Source organism: Serratia nevei (assembly GCF_024160145.1).
Taxonomy (GTDB): Bacteria; Pseudomonadota; Gammaproteobacteria; order Enterobacterales; family Enterobacteriaceae; genus Serratia; species Serratia nevei_A.
On record NZ_JAMYWQ010000025.1, the window covers coordinates 13,870 to 32,426 of the forward strand.

14 protein-coding genes are annotated in these 18,557 nt (G+C 62.1%); 7 read left to right on the forward strand and 7 right to left on the reverse strand.

Annotated features, from left to right (window positions below; genetic code table 11):
• Positions 1-5 precede the first annotated feature (5 nt).
• From folK to thpR, 6 genes are all read right to left on the reverse strand, one after another.
• Positions 6-506: a 2-amino-4-hydroxy-6-hydroxymethyldihydropteridine diphosphokinase gene (gene folK / locus M6G53_RS16970; protein WP_019456064.1), complete on the reverse strand. Its 501-nt coding sequence runs from the start codon at positions 504-506 to the stop codon at positions 6-8.
• The gene (gene pcnB, locus M6G53_RS16975; protein ID WP_436286529.1) at positions 506-2,053 is read right to left on the reverse strand and encodes a polynucleotide adenylyltransferase PcnB; all 1,548 of its coding nucleotides are present in this window, start codon (positions 2,051-2,053) and stop codon (positions 506-508) included. Before pcnB ends, folK begins: the two co-directional genes overlap by 1 nt.
• Before the next feature lie 61 nt (positions 2,054-2,114).
• Entirely contained in the window at positions 2,115-3,026 is a 912-nt protein-coding gene (gluQRS, locus tag M6G53_RS16980; RefSeq protein WP_253333164.1) for a tRNA glutamyl-Q(34) synthetase GluQRS, read from the reverse strand.
• Positions 3,027-3,095: 69 nt separating this feature from the next.
• Positions 3,096-3,551 (reverse strand): RNA polymerase-binding protein DksA, encoded by a 456-nt coding sequence (dksA, locus tag M6G53_RS16985; RefSeq protein WP_061798640.1) that lies wholly within the window; start codon positions 3,549-3,551, stop codon positions 3,096-3,098.
• A 183-nt stretch (positions 3,552-3,734) separates the two neighbouring features.
• Positions 3,735-4,442: a DNA/RNA nuclease SfsA gene (gene sfsA, locus M6G53_RS16990; RefSeq protein ID WP_253333165.1), complete on the reverse strand. Its 708-nt coding sequence runs from the start codon at positions 4,440-4,442 to the stop codon at positions 3,735-3,737.
• Complete coding sequence (gene thpR, locus M6G53_RS16995; RefSeq protein WP_253333166.1) at positions 4,439-4,981, reverse strand: RNA 2',3'-cyclic phosphodiesterase; 543 nt, start codon at positions 4,979-4,981, stop codon at positions 4,439-4,441. The genes sfsA and thpR overlap by 4 nt, the downstream gene beginning before the upstream one ends.
• A gap of 203 nt (positions 4,982-5,184) precedes the next feature.
• Between thpR and hrpB the strand changes: the two genes are divergently transcribed.
• The 7 genes from hrpB to M6G53_RS17030 all read left to right on the forward strand — a co-directional run bounded on the left by hrpB (position 5,185) and on the right by M6G53_RS17030 (position 16,887).
• Positions 5,185-7,623 carry an ATP-dependent helicase HrpB gene (gene hrpB / locus M6G53_RS17000; RefSeq protein ID WP_253333167.1) on the forward strand — a complete coding sequence of 813 codons (2,439 nt, stop codon included), beginning with the start codon at positions 5,185-5,187 and terminating at the stop codon, positions 7,621-7,623.
• Between the two features lie 118 nt (positions 7,624-7,741).
• Positions 7,742-10,234, forward strand: coding sequence for a bifunctional glycosyl transferase/transpeptidase (mrcB, locus tag M6G53_RS17005; protein WP_253333168.1), 2,493 nt, complete (start codon positions 7,742-7,744; stop codon positions 10,232-10,234).
• Between the two features lie 251 nt (positions 10,235-10,485).
• Positions 10,486-12,684, forward strand: coding sequence for a ferrichrome porin FhuA (gene fhuA / locus M6G53_RS17010; RefSeq protein ID WP_253333170.1), 2,199 nt, complete (start codon positions 10,486-10,488; stop codon positions 12,682-12,684).
• 47 nt (positions 12,685-12,731) lie between these two features.
• The gene (gene fhuC / locus M6G53_RS17015; RefSeq protein WP_253333173.1) at positions 12,732-13,529 is read left to right on the forward strand and encodes a Fe3+-hydroxamate ABC transporter ATP-binding protein FhuC; all 798 of its coding nucleotides are present in this window, start codon (positions 12,732-12,734) and stop codon (positions 13,527-13,529) included.
• A complete protein-coding gene (fhuD, locus tag M6G53_RS17020) occupies positions 13,529-14,437 on the forward strand; it encodes a Fe(3+)-hydroxamate ABC transporter substrate-binding protein FhuD (protein WP_253333174.1) in 909 nt (302 codons plus the stop codon). Before fhuC ends, fhuD begins: the two co-directional genes overlap by 1 nt.
• Positions 14,434-16,422 carry a Fe(3+)-hydroxamate ABC transporter permease FhuB gene (gene fhuB / locus M6G53_RS17025; protein ID WP_253333176.1) on the forward strand — a complete coding sequence of 663 codons (1,989 nt, stop codon included), beginning with the start codon at positions 14,434-14,436 and terminating at the stop codon, positions 16,420-16,422. The genes fhuD and fhuB overlap by 4 nt, the downstream gene beginning before the upstream one ends.
• A gap of 312 nt (positions 16,423-16,734) precedes the next feature.
• A complete protein-coding gene (locus M6G53_RS17030) occupies positions 16,735-16,887 on the forward strand; it encodes a Hok/Gef family protein (protein WP_074026763.1) in 153 nt (50 codons plus the stop codon).
• Positions 16,888-17,011: 124 nt separating this feature from the next.
• On the opposite strand, the gene metK is transcribed toward M6G53_RS17030, so the two are convergent.
• The gene (gene metK / locus M6G53_RS17035) at positions 17,012-18,166 is read right to left on the reverse strand and encodes a methionine adenosyltransferase (RefSeq protein WP_033654692.1); all 1,155 of its coding nucleotides are present in this window, start codon (positions 18,164-18,166) and stop codon (positions 17,012-17,014) included.
• Positions 18,167-18,557: the final 391 nt, after the last annotated feature.

The window sequence follows — 18,557 nt, forward strand, 5'->3', positions numbered from 1 at the left end:
GCGGGTCAGGACTTCGGTTTTGGCTGGTGCCACAGCGCCATGCCGTTTTCCGGCACGCGCTTGAGGCAGCTGGCGAGCGGTTCGCCATCGGGGAAAATCAGGTCGGGGGCGATTTCCGCCAGCGGGTAGAGCATGAATTCGCGCTCTTTCAGGCCGTAATGCGGCACCGTCAGGCGCTCGGTATGGATCACCTTGTCGCCGTACAGCATGATGTCCAGATCGAGCGTGCGCGGCCCCCAGCGTTCATCCTTGCGCACGCGTCCCTGATTGCGTTCTATCGCCTGAGTATGGTCGAGCAGCTGTTCGGGTGGCAACAGGGTATCCAGCGCCACCACCGCGTTGAGAAAGTCCGGCTGGTTTTGCGGCCCCAGCGGCTTGGTGCGGTAAAACGAAGAACAGGTGACCAGCCGGGTGCGCGGGAGATGCTCCAGCGCCTCCAGTGCGGCTTTAACCTGTTGCAGCGGCTGCGCCAGGTTGCTGCCCAGCGCGATATAAACGCGGATCATTATGCCCCTTCTTTACGCGGTGCCCGGCGGCGAGGACGGCGTTGACGCGCGCGACGCGGCGCCGGATCGTCACCCAGGGTGCTCAACATGGCTTTTTGCCGCGCCGGCGTGGCGTCCTGGAACTCGCCCCACCACTCGGCCAGACGCAGCATTTCCTGATTGTCTTCCACTTCCGCACGCAGCGCCAGCAAATCGTAGGCGGCGCGGAATTTCGGGTGTTCCATCAGCTTGTGCGCGCGCTTGCCCTGGCGGCGGGACAGACGCAGTTGCAGCTGCCAGATATCGCGCACCAGCGTGGTAATGCGTTTCGGGATAGCCAGCGAACGGCACTGCTCGTCGAGTACGTCGTTCATCGCCAGCGCGAAGGCATCGTAGTAGGCCAGGCCGCTTTCCTGCGCCAGCTTCTGCGCGTGCTCCAGCAGCGGGTACCACAGCATGGCGGCAAACAGGAAGGCCGGGTTGACGCGCATGTCGTTCTGCAGACGGTGATCGGTGTTCTTCAGCACCTGCACCAGAATGCGCTCCATCGGCGTATCGTGGTTCGGCGTGAAGTTGCGGGCGATCAGCGGGAACAGCGGTTGGAACAGCTGATACTCGCACAGCTTCAGGTAGGTCTGGAAACCGTAACCCGCCTGCAGCAGCTTGAGGGATTCTTCGAACAGGCGCGCCGGCGGGATCTCATGCAGCAGCGCGGCCAGGCGCGGGATCGGCTCGGCAGTCTCTTCGCTGATGCGCATATCCAGCTTGGCGGCGAAGCGCACCGCGCGCAGCATGCGCACCGGATCTTCGCGGTAGCGGGTTTCCGGATCGCCAATCAGGCGAATTACGCCTTGTTTCAGATCGTTCAGGCCGCCGACGTAATCGCGCAGGGTGAAGTCCGCCACGCCGTAATACAGGCTGTTGATGGTGAAGTCACGGCGCTGGGCGTCTTCTTCGATCGAACCGAAGATGTTGTCGCGCAGCAGCATGCCGTTTTGCGCCTGCTGGGACGAGTTCTTGTCGGATTCCTGACTCTGCTCGTGGTGGCCGCGGAAGGTGGCCACTTCGATGATTTCCGGCCCGAACATCACGTGCGCCAGACGGAAGCGACGGCCGACCAGACGGCAGTTGCGGAACAGTTTGCGCACTTGCTCAGGTGTGGCGTTGGTGGTGATGTCGAAGTCTTTCGGCTTTTTGCCGAGCAGCAAATCGCGCACGCCGCCGCCGACCAGATAGGCTTCGTAGCCGGACTTGTTCAGGCGATAAAGCACTTTCAGCGCGTTTTCGCTGATGTCTTTGCGGGAAATCGAGTGTTGTTCGCGCGGGATCACGGTCATCGAGTCGTTGCTCTCGGCGAGGGGGAAAGGCGGACGCTTGCGCGGCGTTGAGCGGCGGGCAGGGGCGTTGTTGCCGTTATCGGCGGCACGCGGCTGCGGCGCAGGGCGGCTTGGCGCCGCGGCACGCTCTTCGCGGGCTACGTTTTTATCGCCGGCCGCCGCGTCGTCGCGGGGCAGCTTGTCATCGCGGGTCAGTACCTTACGACAAAAGTTGGCTACTCGGGTAAAAATGGTACACCTCGATAGTGACTGATAAAAATGGAGCTAACAAAAAATAGCGGCTAATCATAGCTCACCATGGCTCCTTTGAGAATGCCGGCGTGTTTTCATCCAGAGGGATCGCCTCCTGACGCGGCACGTTTTCCAACCGCCAATGTTCGACCGCCCAGCTCAATAATAATGGCAGGTCAATATCTTGCCAGCTTTCCGGTAGCGGTTGGCGCAGAAATTTCAGCGCGGCGATCAGCACCGGGCGCGGATCGCCGGCGGGCAGCGCCGGCGCATGGTTTTGCTTCGACAGCTTGATGCCGTTGGCGCCCAGCGCCAGCGGCAGATGCACGTAGGCGGGCACCGGCGCCTGCAGCTGGCGGTAGAGGGCGATTTGGCGCACCGTCGGTTCGATCAGATCGGCGCCGCGCACGATCTCGGTTACGCCCTGAAAATGATCGTCGATCACCACCGCCAGGTTGTAGGCGAACAGCCCATCGCGGCGGCGAATGATAAAGTCTTCTCCCGCCAGCGCCGGATCGGCGTGCAGTTCCCCCTGCAGGCGATCGTGGAACCCATAAACGGGTGCGGTCTGGCGCAAGCGGATGGCGGCGCCCTGCGGGCCGAGTTGCAAGTCGCGGCAGTGGCCGTCGTACAATCCGCCGATGTGCTGGATGCGGCTGCGGGTGCAGGTGCAGTAATAGCTGAGCCCCTGGCGCTGCAGCTGATCCAGCGCGGCGCGGTAAGCGTCATGACGTTGAGATTGATAGATGACCTGGCCGTCCCAGTGGAGACCATAATGTTCCAGCGCGGACAGGATGCGAGCGGCGGCGCCGGGAACTTCGCGCGGCGGGTCGATATCTTCGATGCGAACCAGCCACTGCCCGCGTTGGGCGCGAGCCTGAAGGTAGCTTCCCAGAGCGGCAATCAGCGAACCGAAATGCAGATCCCCGGAAGGCGATGGGGCAAAGCGCCCCACATAATGACTTTCTTGCATATCAGAGGGGAGAGGTTCCCTTTTCTCTGTGCGGCGCACGCAGGCGCGCGCCGCAGCGGTAACAACGTATTAGCCGGCCATCTGCTTTTCGCGGATCTCGGCCAGCGTCTTGCAGTCGATGCACAGGTCGGCGGTCGGACGCGCTTCGAGGCGACGAATGCCGATCTCCACGCCGCAAGATTCGCAGTAGCCGAAATCTTCGTCTTCCACTTTCTTCAGCGTTTTCTCGATCTTTTTGATCAGTTTGCGTTCACGGTCACGGTTACGCAGTTCAAGGCTGAACTCTTCTTCCTGTGCGGCACGGTCAACCGGGTCCGGGAAGTTGGCAGCTTCGTCTTGCATATGCGATACAGTACGGTCCACTTCGTCCCTGAGCTGGTTGCGCCACGCTTCAAGAATGCGCTTGAAATGCGACAACTGGGCGTCGTTCATGTACTCTTCGCCCGGCTTCTCTTGGTACGGCTCCACCCCAGCGATGGCGAGAATGCTCAAGGACGAGGTTTTACGGTTTTGCCCTTCTTGCATGTTGCTTCTCCTACATACACACGCACTATCGAATCCCCAATGCGGGGGAAAAACAGGCCGCTATAAATAACAGAAGGAAGGTAGGTTGGCAATTATTCCTGTCGCCCGCTTGACAATCGTGTGAAGGAGGGCGTATTTGGCGATCGTGCTGGCGGGTTGTCTATTTATAGGGACCCGACTGCGCTAATCGATAAAAAACGGTAGCTTATCGCAGAGATAAATACCGTCAGGTGATAATTTTGCCCCATAGCAAATCACTTCCACTCCCAACTGCCGGACCTGTGCCAACAGCGCCGCATAGCGCTCATCTATATGATGTGCCGGTGCGACCTGCTCAATACCGCTGTGTAACACGGCAAAGAACAACACCGCCCGTTGCCCGCTTTCAACCACGCTGAGCAACTCACGCAGGTGCTTTTGCCCTCTGAGCGTTACCGCATCAGGAAAGTAACCACGTTGTTGTTGCAGTAATGTGACTGACTTAACTTCAATATAGCAGTTAACCCGATTTTCTGCCTGTAATAACAAATCGATACGGCTGTTTTCACCGCCGTATTTCACTTCGCCGCTAATTTTACTGTAACCGGATAATTCATTGATTAAATTCTGTTCGATCGCTTCGCGCACCAGCGCGTTGGCGCGCAGGGTATTGACGCAGATCCAGTGCCCCTGCTGGGTATGGGTCAGCTCCCAGCTGTGGGCGTATTTGCGTTTGGGGTTGTCCGAGGTGGAGTACCAAACGGTGTCGCCGGGCGTGGCGCAGCCGGTCATGGCGCCGGTATTGGCGCAGTGCAGCGTAAAGGTTTCCCCTTCCGGGGTGATCACGTCCGCCAGAAAGCGTTTGTAGCGTTTGATCAGCGTGGCGGAACGCAGCGGTGGGGAGAAAATCATGCGGATGCCTGCTTGGCCAGTGGCCACTGTTCGAGGTGTTGATAACGGGTGCGGCCGTTTTCGAACACCGACTCATATAAGGAAAAGGCGTCGGCGCTGAATGCCCAGCCCGGCGTCGTCGGCGGGATTGCCACCGGCTGGGTGGCGGCGCGCAGCAGCGTGATGTGCGGATGGAACGGCAACGCGTTTTGATGGCAGCCGCTGCGGGCGGCCTGCGAACGCAGCAGTTCAGCCAGTTGCAGCAGCCCGCGCGGCGCACGGCGGGTGCCGAGCCAGACCACGCCGGGGCGCGGCCAATGGCCGAGATCGTCGAGCCGCATGCTGAAGCCGGGTTGCACGATGCGGCCGGCCAGCTTGCGCAGCGCCTGCTCCTTCTGTGCGGTGACCTCGCCGAGAAACGCCAGCGTCAGGTGCAAATTGGCCGCCGCCACCGGCCGGCCGGCTTCTGGCGCAAACGCCTCGGCGCGCCAGCGGATCACCTGCTGTTGCAGGGCATCAGGCAAGGACAGGGCGAAAAACAGGCGGCGCGAATTGGACATGGGGACTCGGTAAATAATGACAAATCCGTCAGGACAAATCGGTCAGGAACCGACTTGAATGCGGCTTGCAACGGTCGCGCGCGAAGCGGGACGCATGGACGAGCTCCGTACTATAGCTAACGCCGCCGCAGTTTGAAAGGCTACGGGGACAAAGCTAATGCTACACTGTACGCCGTTTAACGTTAACCCCCACGGAGAGTTCAGTGTCTTCATTGCCCGTCAGCGCGGTGCTTGATGAGTTGCTGGCTGCGTTGCAGTCTGCTCCTCAGGTGCTGTTGCACGCCCCGACCGGCGCCGGTAAATCCACCTGGCTGCCGTTGCAGCTCCTGGCCAAGGCCGGCTTGCCGGGGCGCATTATCATGCTGGAGCCACGGCGGCTGGCGGCGAAAAACGTCGCCTATCGTCTGGCGCAGCAACTGGGGGAGGAACCCGGCCAGACCGTGGGCTACCGCATGCGCGCCGAAAGCAAAAGCGGGCCGCAAACCCGGCTGGAAGTGGTGACGGAAGGCATTCTCACCCGCATGCTGCAGCAGGACGCCGAGCTGCAGGGCGTGTCGCTGGTGATCCTCGATGAGTTCCACGAACGCAGCCTGCAGGCCGATCTGGCGCTGGCGCTGCTGCTCGACGTGCAGCAAGGGCTGCGCGACGATCTGAAACTGCTGATCATGTCGGCCACCCTGGACAACGCTCGCCTGGCGCAGCTGCTGCCGGAAGCGCCGGTGGTGGTGTCCGAGGGGCGCAGCTTCCCGGTTGAGCGTCTGTATCAGCCGTTGGCCAGCCATCAGCGGCTGGAGGACGGCGTAGCGGCGGCGGTGAAGCGGTTGCTGGCCGAACAGCCGGGATCTTTGCTGCTGTTCCTGCCGGGCGTGGCGGAGATCAATCGGGTGCTGGAGCGATTGACCGGCGAGGTGGCGAGCGATACCGATCTGTGCCCGTTGTATGGTGCGCTGCCTTTGGTGCAGCAGCAAAAAGCGATTCAGCCGGCGGCGTCTGGCCGCCGCAAGGTGGTGCTGGCGACCAACATCGCCGAAACCAGCCTGACGATCGAGGGCATTCGGCTGGTGGTGGACAGCGGCCTGGAGCGCGTGGCGCGCTACGACGTGCGCAACGGTTTGACGCGGCTGGCGACGCAGCGCATCAGTCAGGCGTCGATGGTGCAGCGCGCCGGGCGCGCAGGGCGCCTGGCGCCGGGCATTTGCTGGCATCTGTTCGCCAAAGAACAGGCGGAGCGCGCGGCGGAATACGCCGAGCCAGACATTTTACAGAGCGATCTCACCGGCTTCTGGCTCGAACTGCTGCAGTGGGGGTGCCATGATCCGGCGCAGCTGACCTGGCTTGACGCGCCGCCAGCGGCGGCATTGGCGGCGGCCAGGGCGTTGCTGCATCGGTTGGGGGCTACGGACGACGCGGACAAACTCACCGCGTCGGGGCGCCAGATGGCCGCGCTGGGATGCGATCCGCGGTTGGCGGCGATGCTGGTCGCCGGGGCGGCGCTGAGTGCCGACGGCCTGGCGACGGCGGCGTTGCTGGCGGCAGTGCTGGAAGAGCCGCCGCGCGGCGGGCAGATGGATATCGGCTACTGGCTGAGCCGCCCGCAACCGAACTGGCGGCAGCGTGCCGCGCAGTTGACCAAACGCCTGCCGCAACGTGCGGGGCAAATCGACGTCGATCTGGCGCCGCGCCTGTTGGCGCAGGCGTTTGCCGATCGCATCGCCCAGCGCCGAGGCCAGGACGGCCGCTACCTGCTGGCCAACGGTCTGGGGGCGGCGATGAACCAGGACGAGGCGCTGTCGCGCGCGCCCTGGCTCATCGTCCCCAGCCTGTTGCAGGGCCACAATAGCCCCGATGCGCGCATTCTGCTGGCGTTGCCGGTGGATATCGACGCGCTGGCGGCACAGCTGCCGGCGCTCGTCACGCAGCGCACGGCGGTGGAGTGGGATGAGGAAAAGGGCACGCTGCGCGCCTGGAAGCGCCAGCAGATCGGCCGTCTGACGCTGCGCGCTCAGCCACTGGCCAAACCGGCGGACAAGGAGTTGCAACAGGCGCTGCTCGATTGGGTGCGCGCGCAGGGGCTGGCGGTGCTCAACTGGGAGGGCGCCGCCGAGCAACTGCGGGTGCGCCTGCAGTGCGCGCAAGCCTGGCTGCCGGAAGCGGCGTGGCCGGCGATGGACGAAGAACCGCTGCTGGCGGCGCTGGAGCAGTGGCTGTTGCCGTCGCTGAACGGCGTGCGCGATCTGCGCGGCTTGAAGCAGGTCAACATCGCCGAGGCGCTGTCCCGTCTGCTGGACTGGCAGCAAAAGCAGCGGCTGGATAATGCGTTACCCACTCATTACACTGTGCCGACCGGTAGCCGCCTGCCGATCCGTTACGAGGCCGGTAAACCGCCGGCGCTGGCGGTGCGTTTGCAGGAGGTGTTCGGCGAGCAGCGCAGCCCGATGTTGGCAGAGGGTCGCATCCCGGTGGTGCTTGAGTTACTCTCACCGGCGCACCGGCCGTTGCAAATCACCGGCGATCTGGCGGCCTTTTGGCAAGGCGCCTACCGCGAGGTGCAAAAAGAGATGAAGGGCCGCTACCCGAAACACGTTTGGCCGGACGATCCGGCCAATGCGGCACCGACGCGCCGAACGAAGAAATATCAGTAGGCCGCAATCAGTTAGGGTATGGAATTCAGATGTTTCTTCTGGTCAGCGCCGCGGCGTCGGCACAGATTAAGCGACTAATCATGGCCGGCAGTGTCGGCAAGCTCGGAGAACAACAGCCATGGCTGGGGATGACCGCGAGCCCATCGGGCGCAAGGGAAAACAACCAAAAAACACCGCGTCGCGCAAGCCGCCGCGCCGTCGCCGAGACGACGATTATGACGATTACGAAGAAGACGAGTATGACGATGATGAGTATGAAGAGGAGGAGGAACGCATGCCGCGTAAGGTAAAAGCGACTCCGCCGCGTAAAAAACGCCGCTGGCTTGGTCTGTTTATCAAACTGATCCTGGTGCTCGCCGTCCTGTTGGCGATCTATGGCGTCTACCTGGACTCGCAGATCCGCAGCCGCATCGACGGTAAAGTCTGGCAGCTGCCGGCGGCAGTGTATGGCCGCATGGTCAACCTGGAACCGGGCATGCCGTACAGCAAGCAGGAGATGGTCAACCTGCTGGAAGGCATGCAGTATCGCCAGGTCAGCCGCATGACGCGCCCGGGTGAGTTCACCGTGCAGGCCAACAGCATCGAGATGCTGCGCCGCCCGTTCGACTTCCCGGATGGCAAAGAAGGGCAGATCCGCGCCCGCCTCGATTTCCAGAACAACCGCCTGGCGAAGATCGAAAACCTGGACAGCGGCCGCAGCTTCGGCTTCTTCCGCCTCGATCCGCGTCTTATCACCATGCTGCAGTCGCCGAACGGCGAACAGCGCCTGTTCGTGCCGCGCTCTGGTTTCCCGGATCTGCTGGTGGATACGCTGATCGCCACGGAAGACCGCCATTTCTATGAGCATGACGGCATCAGCCCGTACTCCATCGGCCGCGCGGTGCTGGCCAACCTGACCGCCGGGCGCGCGGTGCAGGGTGGCAGTACCCTGACGCAGCAGCTGGTGAAGAACCTGTTCCTGAGCAACGAACGTTCGCTGTGGCGCAAGGCCAACGAAGCCTACATGGCGCTGCTGGTGGATTACCGTTACAGCAAGGATCGCATTCTGGAGCTGTATCTCAACGAGGTCTATCTCGGCCAGAGCGGCAGCGACCAGATCCGCGGTTTCCCGCTGGCCAGCCTGTACTACTTCGGCCGCCCGGTGGACGAGCTGAGCCTCGATCAGCAAGCGCTGCTGGTCGGCATGGTCAAGGGCGCGTCGCTGTACAACCCGTGGCGTAACCCGAAACTGGCGCTGGAGCGCCGCAACCTGGTGCTCAAGCTGCTGCAGAACCAGGGGGTGATCGACGGCGAGCTGTATGACATGCTGAGCGCGCGTCCGCTGGGCGTGCAGCCGAAAGGCGGCGTTATTACGCCACAGCCGGCGTTTATGCAGATGGTGCGTCAGGAACTGCAGACCAAGCTGGGCGATAAGGTCAATGACCTGTCCGGCGTGAAGATCTTCACCACGCTGGATCCGGTGTCGCAAGACGCGGCGGAAAAAGCGGTCGAAGACGGCATCCCGGCGCTGCGCGCCGCGCGTCACCTGCAGGATCTGGAAGCGGCGATGGTGATTGTCGATCGCTTCAGCGGGGAAGTGCGCGCCATGGTCGGCGGCGCCAATCCGCAGTTCGCCGGCTTCAACCGCGCCATGCAGGCGCGCCGCCTGGTCGGCTCGCTGGCCAAGCCGCCGACGTACCTGACCGCGCTGTCCGAACCGGATAAATACCGCCTCAACACCTGGCTGGCGGATGCGCCGCTGTCGCTGAAACAGCCGAACGGCGCCGTCTGGCAGCCGAACAACTATGACCGTAAATTCCGCGGTCAGGTGATGCTGGTGGATGCGTTGGCCAACTCGCTGAACGTGCCGACGGTGAACCTCGGCCTGTCGGTCGGGCTGGATCAGATCAGCGCCACGTTGCAACGCCTGGGGATCCCGAAAGCGGAGATCAACCCGGTGCCTTCGATGCTGCTGGGGGCGATCGGCCTGACGCCGATGGAAGTTGCGCAGGAGTACCAGACCATCGCCAGCGGCGGTAACCGTGCGCCGCTGTCGGCGGTGCGTTCGGTGATCGCCGAAGACGGCACGGTGCTGTACCAGAGCTTCCCGCAGGCGGAACGCATGGTGCCGGCGCAGGCCGCTTACCTGACACTGTACGCGATGCAACAGGGCGTGGCGCGCGGGACTTCCCGCTCGCTGTCGGTGAAGTTCCCGAACTACAACCTGGCGGCGAAAACCGGTACTACCAACGACCTGCGCGACAGTTGGTTTGCCGGCATCGACGGCAAGGAAGTGGCGATCGCCTGGGTGGGGCGCGACAACAACGGCCCGGCCAAGCTGACCGGCGCCAACGGCGCGCTGACCCTGTATCGCCGCTATCTGGAAAACCAGACGCCGCTGCCGCTGATGCTGCAGCCGCCGGAAGGCATTAACCAGATGAGCATCGACTCTGCCGGCAACTTCGTCTGCGGCGGCGGCAGCTGGCGTACCATCCCGGTCTGGACCGACAATCCGCAGGGATTGTGCCAGGCCAGCCAGGCGGCGGTGCAGCAACAGCAGCAACCGGCGGCGGGTGAGCAAAAAGATGGCGATGGCGTCGCCGGCTGGATCAAGGATATGTTCGGCCAGTAATCACCGCCGGGGCGTCGGCCCCGGTGAAAATTTTTTCTTTGTTATTAAGCCCGTAACTTTGGTTGCGGGCTTTTTTATTTTTCCGCTTGTTTTATTTCCCTGTTAATCGCATGGCTAAGCGCTTAATCCTTAACCTATTTGCCATATGAATTCGGCTTGCAGTTTAATTTGGCTTCTGCATAAAATGCGACGCTTATAATAATTATTATCGTTTACATTCGTCACTTAATTGTCCATCAGAGAAATCAACTATGCCGACCAAGCGTCTTTCATCATCCGCGGCCAAGCAGGGCCGTACCCCCGTCAGCGCGTTAGCGATCACCGTCGCTGCGGCGTTGGGCACGCTGGCGATGCCGGCTTTTTCCGCCGACGCCAAGCCGGCCGCCAAGGAAGACACGATTACCGTTGTGGGCGGTAGCAATACCGCCCAGCAGGAAAGCGCCTGGGGGCCGGTCGGCACCTATGTCGCCAAACGCAGCGCCACCGGTACCAAAACCGATACGCCGATCGAAAAGAACCCGCAGTCCGTTTCCGTGGTGACGCGTGAAGAGATGGACATGCGCCAGCCGGATACGGTGAAAGGTGCGCTGGCCTATGCACCGGGCGTATTCGCCAGCCGTGGCAGCTCCTCGACCTATGACGCGGTGGCGATCCGCGGTTTCCCGGCCACCAACACCACCCAATATCTGGACGGTCTGCGTTTGCTGGGGGACAACTACAGCGAAGCGTCCATCGATCCTTATTTCCTTGAGCGCGCCGAGCTGCTGCGCGGCCCGGTCTCGGTGCTGTACGGCAAAAGCAACCCCGGCGGCCTGGTTGCCATGGTCAGCAAGCGGCCAACCACCGAACCGCTGCATGAAATCCAGTTCAAGATGGGCACCGATAACCTGTTCCAGACCGGTTTCGATTTCAGTGACGCGCTGGACGATCAGGGCATCTACTCCTACCGTCTGACCGGCCTGGCGAAAGACAGCGATACGCAGCAGACCATGAGCAAAGAGAAGCGCTATGCGATCGCGCCGTCCTTTAGCTGGCGCCCGGATGACAAAACCAACTTCACGCTGTTGGCCAACATTCAGAACGACCCTTATACCGGCTATTACGGTTGGCTGCCGAAGCAGGGCACGCTAATCCCGTTGCCGGACGGCAGCAAACTGCCGACCGATTTCAACGAGGGTGAAGCCAGCAACTATATGGCGCGCAAACAGCGCATGATCGGCTACAGCTTCGAACACGCCTTCAACGATACCTGGGCGGTGCGCCAGAACCTGCGTTATATGCAGGTGGACACCGACATGAAGAGCATTTACGGCACGGGAGTTTCCGCTGCGGCGCCAACGACGATCAACCGCGCCTACGTTCAGTCGAAAGAACACCTGAATAATTTCTCGGTGGATACCCAGGCGCAGGCGAAGGTGAAAACGGGCGCTATCGATCATACGCTGTTGTTCGGCGTGGATTACATGCGCATGCGTAACGACATCAATGCCGGTTTTGGTACGGCGGAAGGTCTGAGTATGACCAATCCGCAGTATGGCAATGACTCGTTCAATATCAATTTCCCCTACCATTATCTGAACCGTCAGGAGCAAACCGGCCTGTATGTGCAGGAGCAGGGGGAGTGGAACCAGTGGCTGTTGACGCTGGGCGGGCGCTATGACTGGGCGAAGACCTCCGCTTACAACCGCGATACGAATTCGACGGATCAGCAAACCGATCGGCAGTTCACCTGGCGCGGCGGTCTGAACTACCTGTTCGACAACGGCGTGACGCCGTATTTCAGCTACAGCCAGTCGTTTGAGCCGAATTTGGGCACGACGCAAGGGGGCAGCACCTTCAAGCCTTCGATCGGCAAGCAGTATGAAGCCGGCGTGAAATACGTGCCGAAAGATCGTCCGATCGTGCTGACCGGCGCCCTGTATCAGCTGACCAAAAACAATAACCTGACGCCGGACCCGAACAATTCGCAGTTCAGCGTGCAGAGCGGCGAGATCCGTTCGCGTGGTGTGGAGCTGGAAGCCAAGGCGGCGTTGAACGCCAACGTCAACCTGATCGCCTCCTATACCTATACCGATGCGAAGTACACCAAGGACAACACCTATCAGGGCAAACCGACCGTCGAGGTGCCGAAACACATGGCTTCGCTGTGGGCGGATTACACCTTCCACGAAACGGCGGTGAGCGGCCTGACGCTGGGTTCCGGCGTGCGTTACGTCGGCTCCAGCTCGAGCTTCAACAGCGATAACTCTGCCTTCAAGGTGCCGGACTACACGCTGGTGGATGCGACCATCAAGTACGATCTGGCGCGCTTTGGCCTGCCGGGTTCGTCCGTGGGCGTCAACATCAACAACCTGTTCGACAAGACCTATGTGTCGAGCTGCTACCGCGACTACGCCTGCTACTGGGGCGCAGAACGCCAGGTGGTCGCCACCGCAACCTTCCGCTTCTAACCGGATAGCCGGGGCGGCGCCGCGTCGCCCCGGACAAAGCAGGATCTATGCAGGACAAACTTCTTAATCCCGGCGCGACCTTTGCGCTGGATAACGCCAGCTTCGCCGTCCCCGGCCGGGTGCTGTTGCAACCGCTGTCGCTCTGTTTTCCCCAGGGCAAAGTCTGCGGCCTGATCGGCCATAACGGTTCCGGTAAATCCACCCTGTTGAAACTGCTCGGGCGGCACCATGCCCCCAGCGGCGGCCAGGTGTTGCTCAATCAGCAGCCGTTGGCGCAGTGGGACAGCAAAGCCTTCGCCCGCCAGGTGGCCTACCTGCCGCAGCAGTTGCCGGCGGCGGAAGGTATGACGGTGCGCGAACTGGTCGCTATTGGACGCTATCCGTGGCACGGCGCGCTGGGGCGCTTTGGCGCCGGCGATCGCCAATTGGTGGAGGAAGCTATCTCGTTGGTGGGGCTGAAGCCGTTCGCCCACCGGCTGGTGGACAGCCTGTCCGGCGGTGAACGTCAACGCGCCTGGCTGGCGATGATGGTGGCGCAGGACAGCCGCTGCCTGCTGCTCGACGAACCGACGTCGGCGCTGGACATCGCGCATCAGGTCGAGGTGCTGGCGCTGATCCAGCGTTTGAGCCGCGAACGCGATCTGACGGTGATCGCCGTGCTGCACGACATTAACATGGCGGCGCGCTACTGCGACCATCTGGTGGCGCTGCGCGGCGGTGAAATGATCGCCCAGGGCGGCCCGCTGGAACTGATGCAGGGGCCGGTGCTGGAGCAAATTTACGGTATTCCTATGGGCACGTTGCCGCACCCGAGCGGCGGCGCGCCGGTGAGTTTTGTCTACTGATGTCCTCTGCATTCACTTCTTCTCACGATCCGCTGCGCCGCCGCCTGCTGATGGCGCTGGCGCTGTCGCCGCTGTTGGGCTCGTTGCCCGGCCGAGCGGCGGAGGCGCCACCGGATATCGCGCGCGTCGCGGCGCTGGAATGGTTGCCGATCGAGCTGCTGCTGGCCTTGGGCGTGACGCCGCTGGCGGTAGCCGATGTGCATAACTACAACCTGTGGGTGGCGGAGCCGACGCTGCCGGCGACGGTGGTCGATGTCGGCCAGCGCACCGAACCCAATCTCGAACTGCTGCAGCAGCTCCGGCCTTCGCTGGTGTTGCTGTCGCAAGGCTATGGCCCGCCGCCGCGAAAAATCCAACCCATCGCGCCGACCATGAGCTTCGGCTTCAATGACGGCAGCGGCAAACCCTTGACCGTCGCCCGCCAGTCGCTGATGGCGCTGGGGCAACGCTTGGGCATAGAAAGCCGGGCGGTACGGCACCTGGCGCAGTTCGACCGCTTTATGCAGGACGCGCGTCAGCGTCTGCAAAGCTACACCCGGCAACCGCTGCTGTTGTTTTCGCTGATCGACACGCGCCATGCGTTGATCATCGGTCAGAAAAGCCTGTTCCAGGAAGCGATGGACCAACTGGGTATCCGCAATGCCTGGCAGGAGCAAACCGACTTTTGGGGCACGGCGGTGGTGGGCATTGAACGGTTGGCCACGGTGCGCGACGCCCGGGTTATCTATCTCGATCACGGTAATCAGGCGATGATGGACAAGGTCAGCGCGACGCCGCTGTGGCAGTCGTTGCCCTTCGTGCGGCAAAAGCAGCTGCGGCAGGTGCCGGCGGTGTGGTTCTACGGCGCCACGCTGTCGACGATGCGCTTCTGCCGCCTGCTGGAACAGGCTCAGGAGAGTGGGGCATGACGTCTGGCATGCGGAAATTACCGTTGACGCTGATCCTGCTGTTGCTGGCGGCGGCAGGCGGCCTGACGATCTACAACCTGCTGCAACAGCTGCCATCGGCGCAGTGGGCGCGGGCGTTCAACGCGCCGGATATCGATGACGTGCGGCAAATGTTGTTCCATTACAGCCTGCTGCCGCGATTGACGGTATCGCTGTTGGCCGGTGCCGGTCTGGGGCTGGTCGGCGTCCTGTTCCAGCAGGTGCTGCGCAATCCGTTGGCGGAGCCGTCGACGCTCGGCGTCGCCGCCGGCGCGCAGCTCGGCCTGACCATCGCCACGCTGTGGGTGCTGCCGGGAGGCGAGTTCACCCGCCAACTGGCCGCCATGGTGGGTGCGATTGTGGTGGGCGGGCTGGTATTCGGCGTCGCCTGGGGCAAGCGGATGTCGCCGGTCACGCTGATTCTGGCCGGGCTGGTACTGGGGCTGTACTGCGGTGCGGTCAACAGCCTGTTGGCGCTGTTTCATTACGATCAGCTGCAGGGCATGTTCCTGTGGGGCACCGGCGCGTTGAACCAACAGGACTGGAGCGCCGTGCAGTTCATCCTGCCGCGATTGCTGGTGGCCGGCGCGCTGGCGGCGCTGTTGCTGCGCCCGCTGACGCTGCTGGGGCTGGACGACGGCGTGGCGCGCAATCTGGGATTGGGGCTGTCGATGGCGCGTTTTTGCGCCCTGGGCCTGGCCATTATCTTCAGCGCCATGTTGGTGAGCGCGGTGGGGGTTATCGGTTTTATCGGCCTGTTTGCACCGTTGATGGCGAAGATGTTGGGTGCGCGCCGTCTGGCGCATCGCATGATGCTGGCGCCGTTGCTGGGGGCGCTGCTGCTGTGGCTGACCGACCAGGTCATGCTGGTATTGACCCAGGTGTGGCGTGAGATCCCGACCGGCGCGGCCACTGCGCTGTTCGGTGCACCGCTGTTGCTGTGGCTGCTGCCGCGCCTGCGCAGCGCCGCCACGCCGCCGCCGATGGATCTGGGCGACAAGGTGCCTGCGGAACGTGGGAATCTGCCGGGTTGGACGTTGGTGGCCGGCGTCGTATTGCTGGCCGGCCTGACGCTGGCGCTGATGCTGGGTAAAAATGCCGGCGGTTGGCACTGGAGCCTGGGCGCGGAGCTGGATGCTTTGCTGCCGTGGCGTTGGCCGCGCGTGCTGGCTGCGCTGGCGGCGGGCATGATGCTGGCGGTTGCCGGCACGCTGATCCAGAAGCTGACCGGCAACCCGATGGCCAGTCCGGAAGTGCTGGGCATCAGCTCCGGTGCGGCTTTTGGCGTGACGATGATGCTGTTTCTGGTGCCGGGCGACGCCTTCGCCTGGCTGTTGCCTGCCGGCAGTTTGGGGGCGACGGCCACGTTGCTGATCATCATGGTCGCCGCTGGCCGCGGCGGCTTCTCGACCGAACGCATGCTGCTGGCCGGTATCGCGCTCAGCACCGCCTTTACCACCGTCATCTTCCTGCTGTTGGCCAGCGGCGATCCGCGCATGGGCGGCTTGCTGACCTGGCTCTCCGGCTCGACCTATTTGGTGGAGCCGGCGCAGGCGCTGCGTACCGCGCTGGTGGCCGCCGGCCTGATGGTATTGGCGCCGCTGTGCCGCCGTTGGTTGACCATCCTGCCGCTCGGCGGTGCCACCGCCCGCTCGGTAGGTATTGCGCTGACGCCGGCGCGGTTGACCCTTCTCTTGCTGGCTGCCGTGCTGACCGCGATGGCGACCCTGACCGTAGGGCCGTTGAGCTTTGTCGGGCTGATGGCGCCGCATATGGCGCGCATGCTGGGCTTCCGCCGCGCGCTGCCGCAGATGGTGATCGCCGCGCTGCTGGGCGGCTTGCTGATGGTGTTTGCCGACTGGTGCGGGCGGATGCTGCTGTTCCCGTACCAGATCCCCGCCGGGTTATTGGCGACCTTTATCGGTGCGCCGTACTTCGTTTATCTGTTGCGTAAGCAGACGTCGTAATCGGCATCTCGGCCGTGCTTTTTCTGCCCTCAAAGGCTCAGCGACGCTGAGCCTTTTTTTATTTTTCAGGGTGTTGCAAGGCGCTGCGAGCGGTTGCGCAAAAACGCTATTGCGTGCGAAAAGGAACACGTGGCGTGGCGGTGAGATGAATATACTGCGGGCGGGTGCTCTGGATCTTTGTCTCTGGAGCTTCTGCGAAAGATACAAAGAGAAAAGCCCCGAGTCGATATCCATCAACCCGAGGCCTACTCTAACGCGTGACAACGTTAAGTTAGCCTCTTACCCGCCGCGAGGCAAGGAGAAGAAGGCATGATGCCGAACAAACGCAGCCCGTTAAAACTGGTGATTATTTGTGTCACTGTAATATCACTGGCATGGATAACCCGCAGCACGCTGTGTGAGCTGCGGATCCGATCGGGCACTACGGAGGTTGCGGCCATTTTGGCTTACGAATCCGAACGGTAAGGCAACCCGGCGGCGGGGGCTTGGCCTCCGCTTGCCGGCAAGTCGCTGCGTTGATCCAGGCGCACCCATCCGCTCAAAAAAAACGGCGAGCCCAGGCTCGCCGTTTTCATGTTGATGTCGGGGCTTATTTCAGGCCGGCGGCATCGCGCAGCAGCGCGGCTTTGTCGGTCGCTTCCCACGGGAAGTGCTCGCGGCCGAAGTGGCCGTAGGCAGCGGTTTCGCGGTAGATAGGCTGCAGCAGATCCATCATCTGGATCAGGCCGTATGGGCGCAGATCGAAGAATTCGCGCACCAGCAGCGTCAGCTGTTCGGTTGGCACTTTCTCGGTACCGAAGGTTTCCACCATGATGGAGGTCGGTTCCGCTACGCCGATAGCGTAAGACACCTGGATCTCGCAGCGATCGGCCAGGCCGGCGGCGACGATGTTTTTCGCCACGTAGCGCGCCGCGTAAGCCGCGGAACGGTCAACCTTGGACGGATCCTTGCCCGAGAAGGCGCCGCCGCCGTGGCGAGCCATGCCGCCGTAGGTGTCGACGATGATCTTACGGCCGGTCAGGCCGCAGTCGCCCATTGGGCCGCCGATAACGAAACGGCCGGTCGGGTTGATGTGGTATTTGGTGCCCGCCGTCAGCCATTCCGCCGGCAGGACCGGTTTGATGATCTCTTCCATCACCGCTTCTTGCAGATCTTTGAGCGCGATGTCTTCGGAGTGCTGAGTGGACAGCACCACGGCGTCGATGCCGACAATTTTGCCGTCGTCGTACTGGAAGGTCACCTGGCTCTTCGCGTCCGGACGCAGCCACGGCAGGGTGCCGTTTTTACGTACTTCGGACTGGCGCTGCACCAGACGGTGCGCGTAGGTCACCGGGGCCGGCATCAGCACGTCGGTTTCGTTGGTGGCGTAGCCAAACATCAAGCCCTGATCGCCGGCGCCCTGCTCGAGAGGATCGGTACGGTCAACGCCCTGATTGATATCCGGGGATTGTTTGCCGATGGCGCTCAATACGGCGCAGGAGTTGGCGTCAAAGCCCATGTCCGAATGAACGTAGCCGATTTCGCGTACGGTTTTGCGGGTGATCTCTTCGATATCGACCCAGGCGCTGGTGGTGATTTCACCGCCGACCAGCACCATGCCGGTTTTCACGTAGGTTTCGCAGGCGACGCGCGCTTTCGGATCTTGTTCCAGGATGGCGTCGAGGACGGCATCGGAGATCTGATCGGCGATTTTATCAGGATGTCCTTCGGAGACGGATTCGGACGTGAAGAGGTGTTTAGCCATTGTGTTCTTTACCTTGCATAAGACGGGTTAGAAATTACTGCACAGCGCTGGAGATCCGGCATCGAAGCGAAGGGTCTTCCGCTGATGGCGCGAGATGCATCCTGCAACGCCCCTCAGGCAAAGCCGTTAAGCAGTTTATCAGTTAACCAGTATAGATGGATTAACATCTGGACGTCTATTTTAGGTCAGGGTTTAGCCAGATTGCCAGTATTTTTTTGCGCTTTCGCTCTTTTGCGCAAACGGGTTGGCGCCATTTTCATCGCTTGAAACAGTTTTCGGCGAATTTTCATTTTGCTTTTTCACCCGCTTACCGGTATAAACTGCGCGCGCGGTTCATTTGCTGCACAGTACGGCGATTGGCGGTGGGGAAGGTGCGATAAACTTCCGCTTT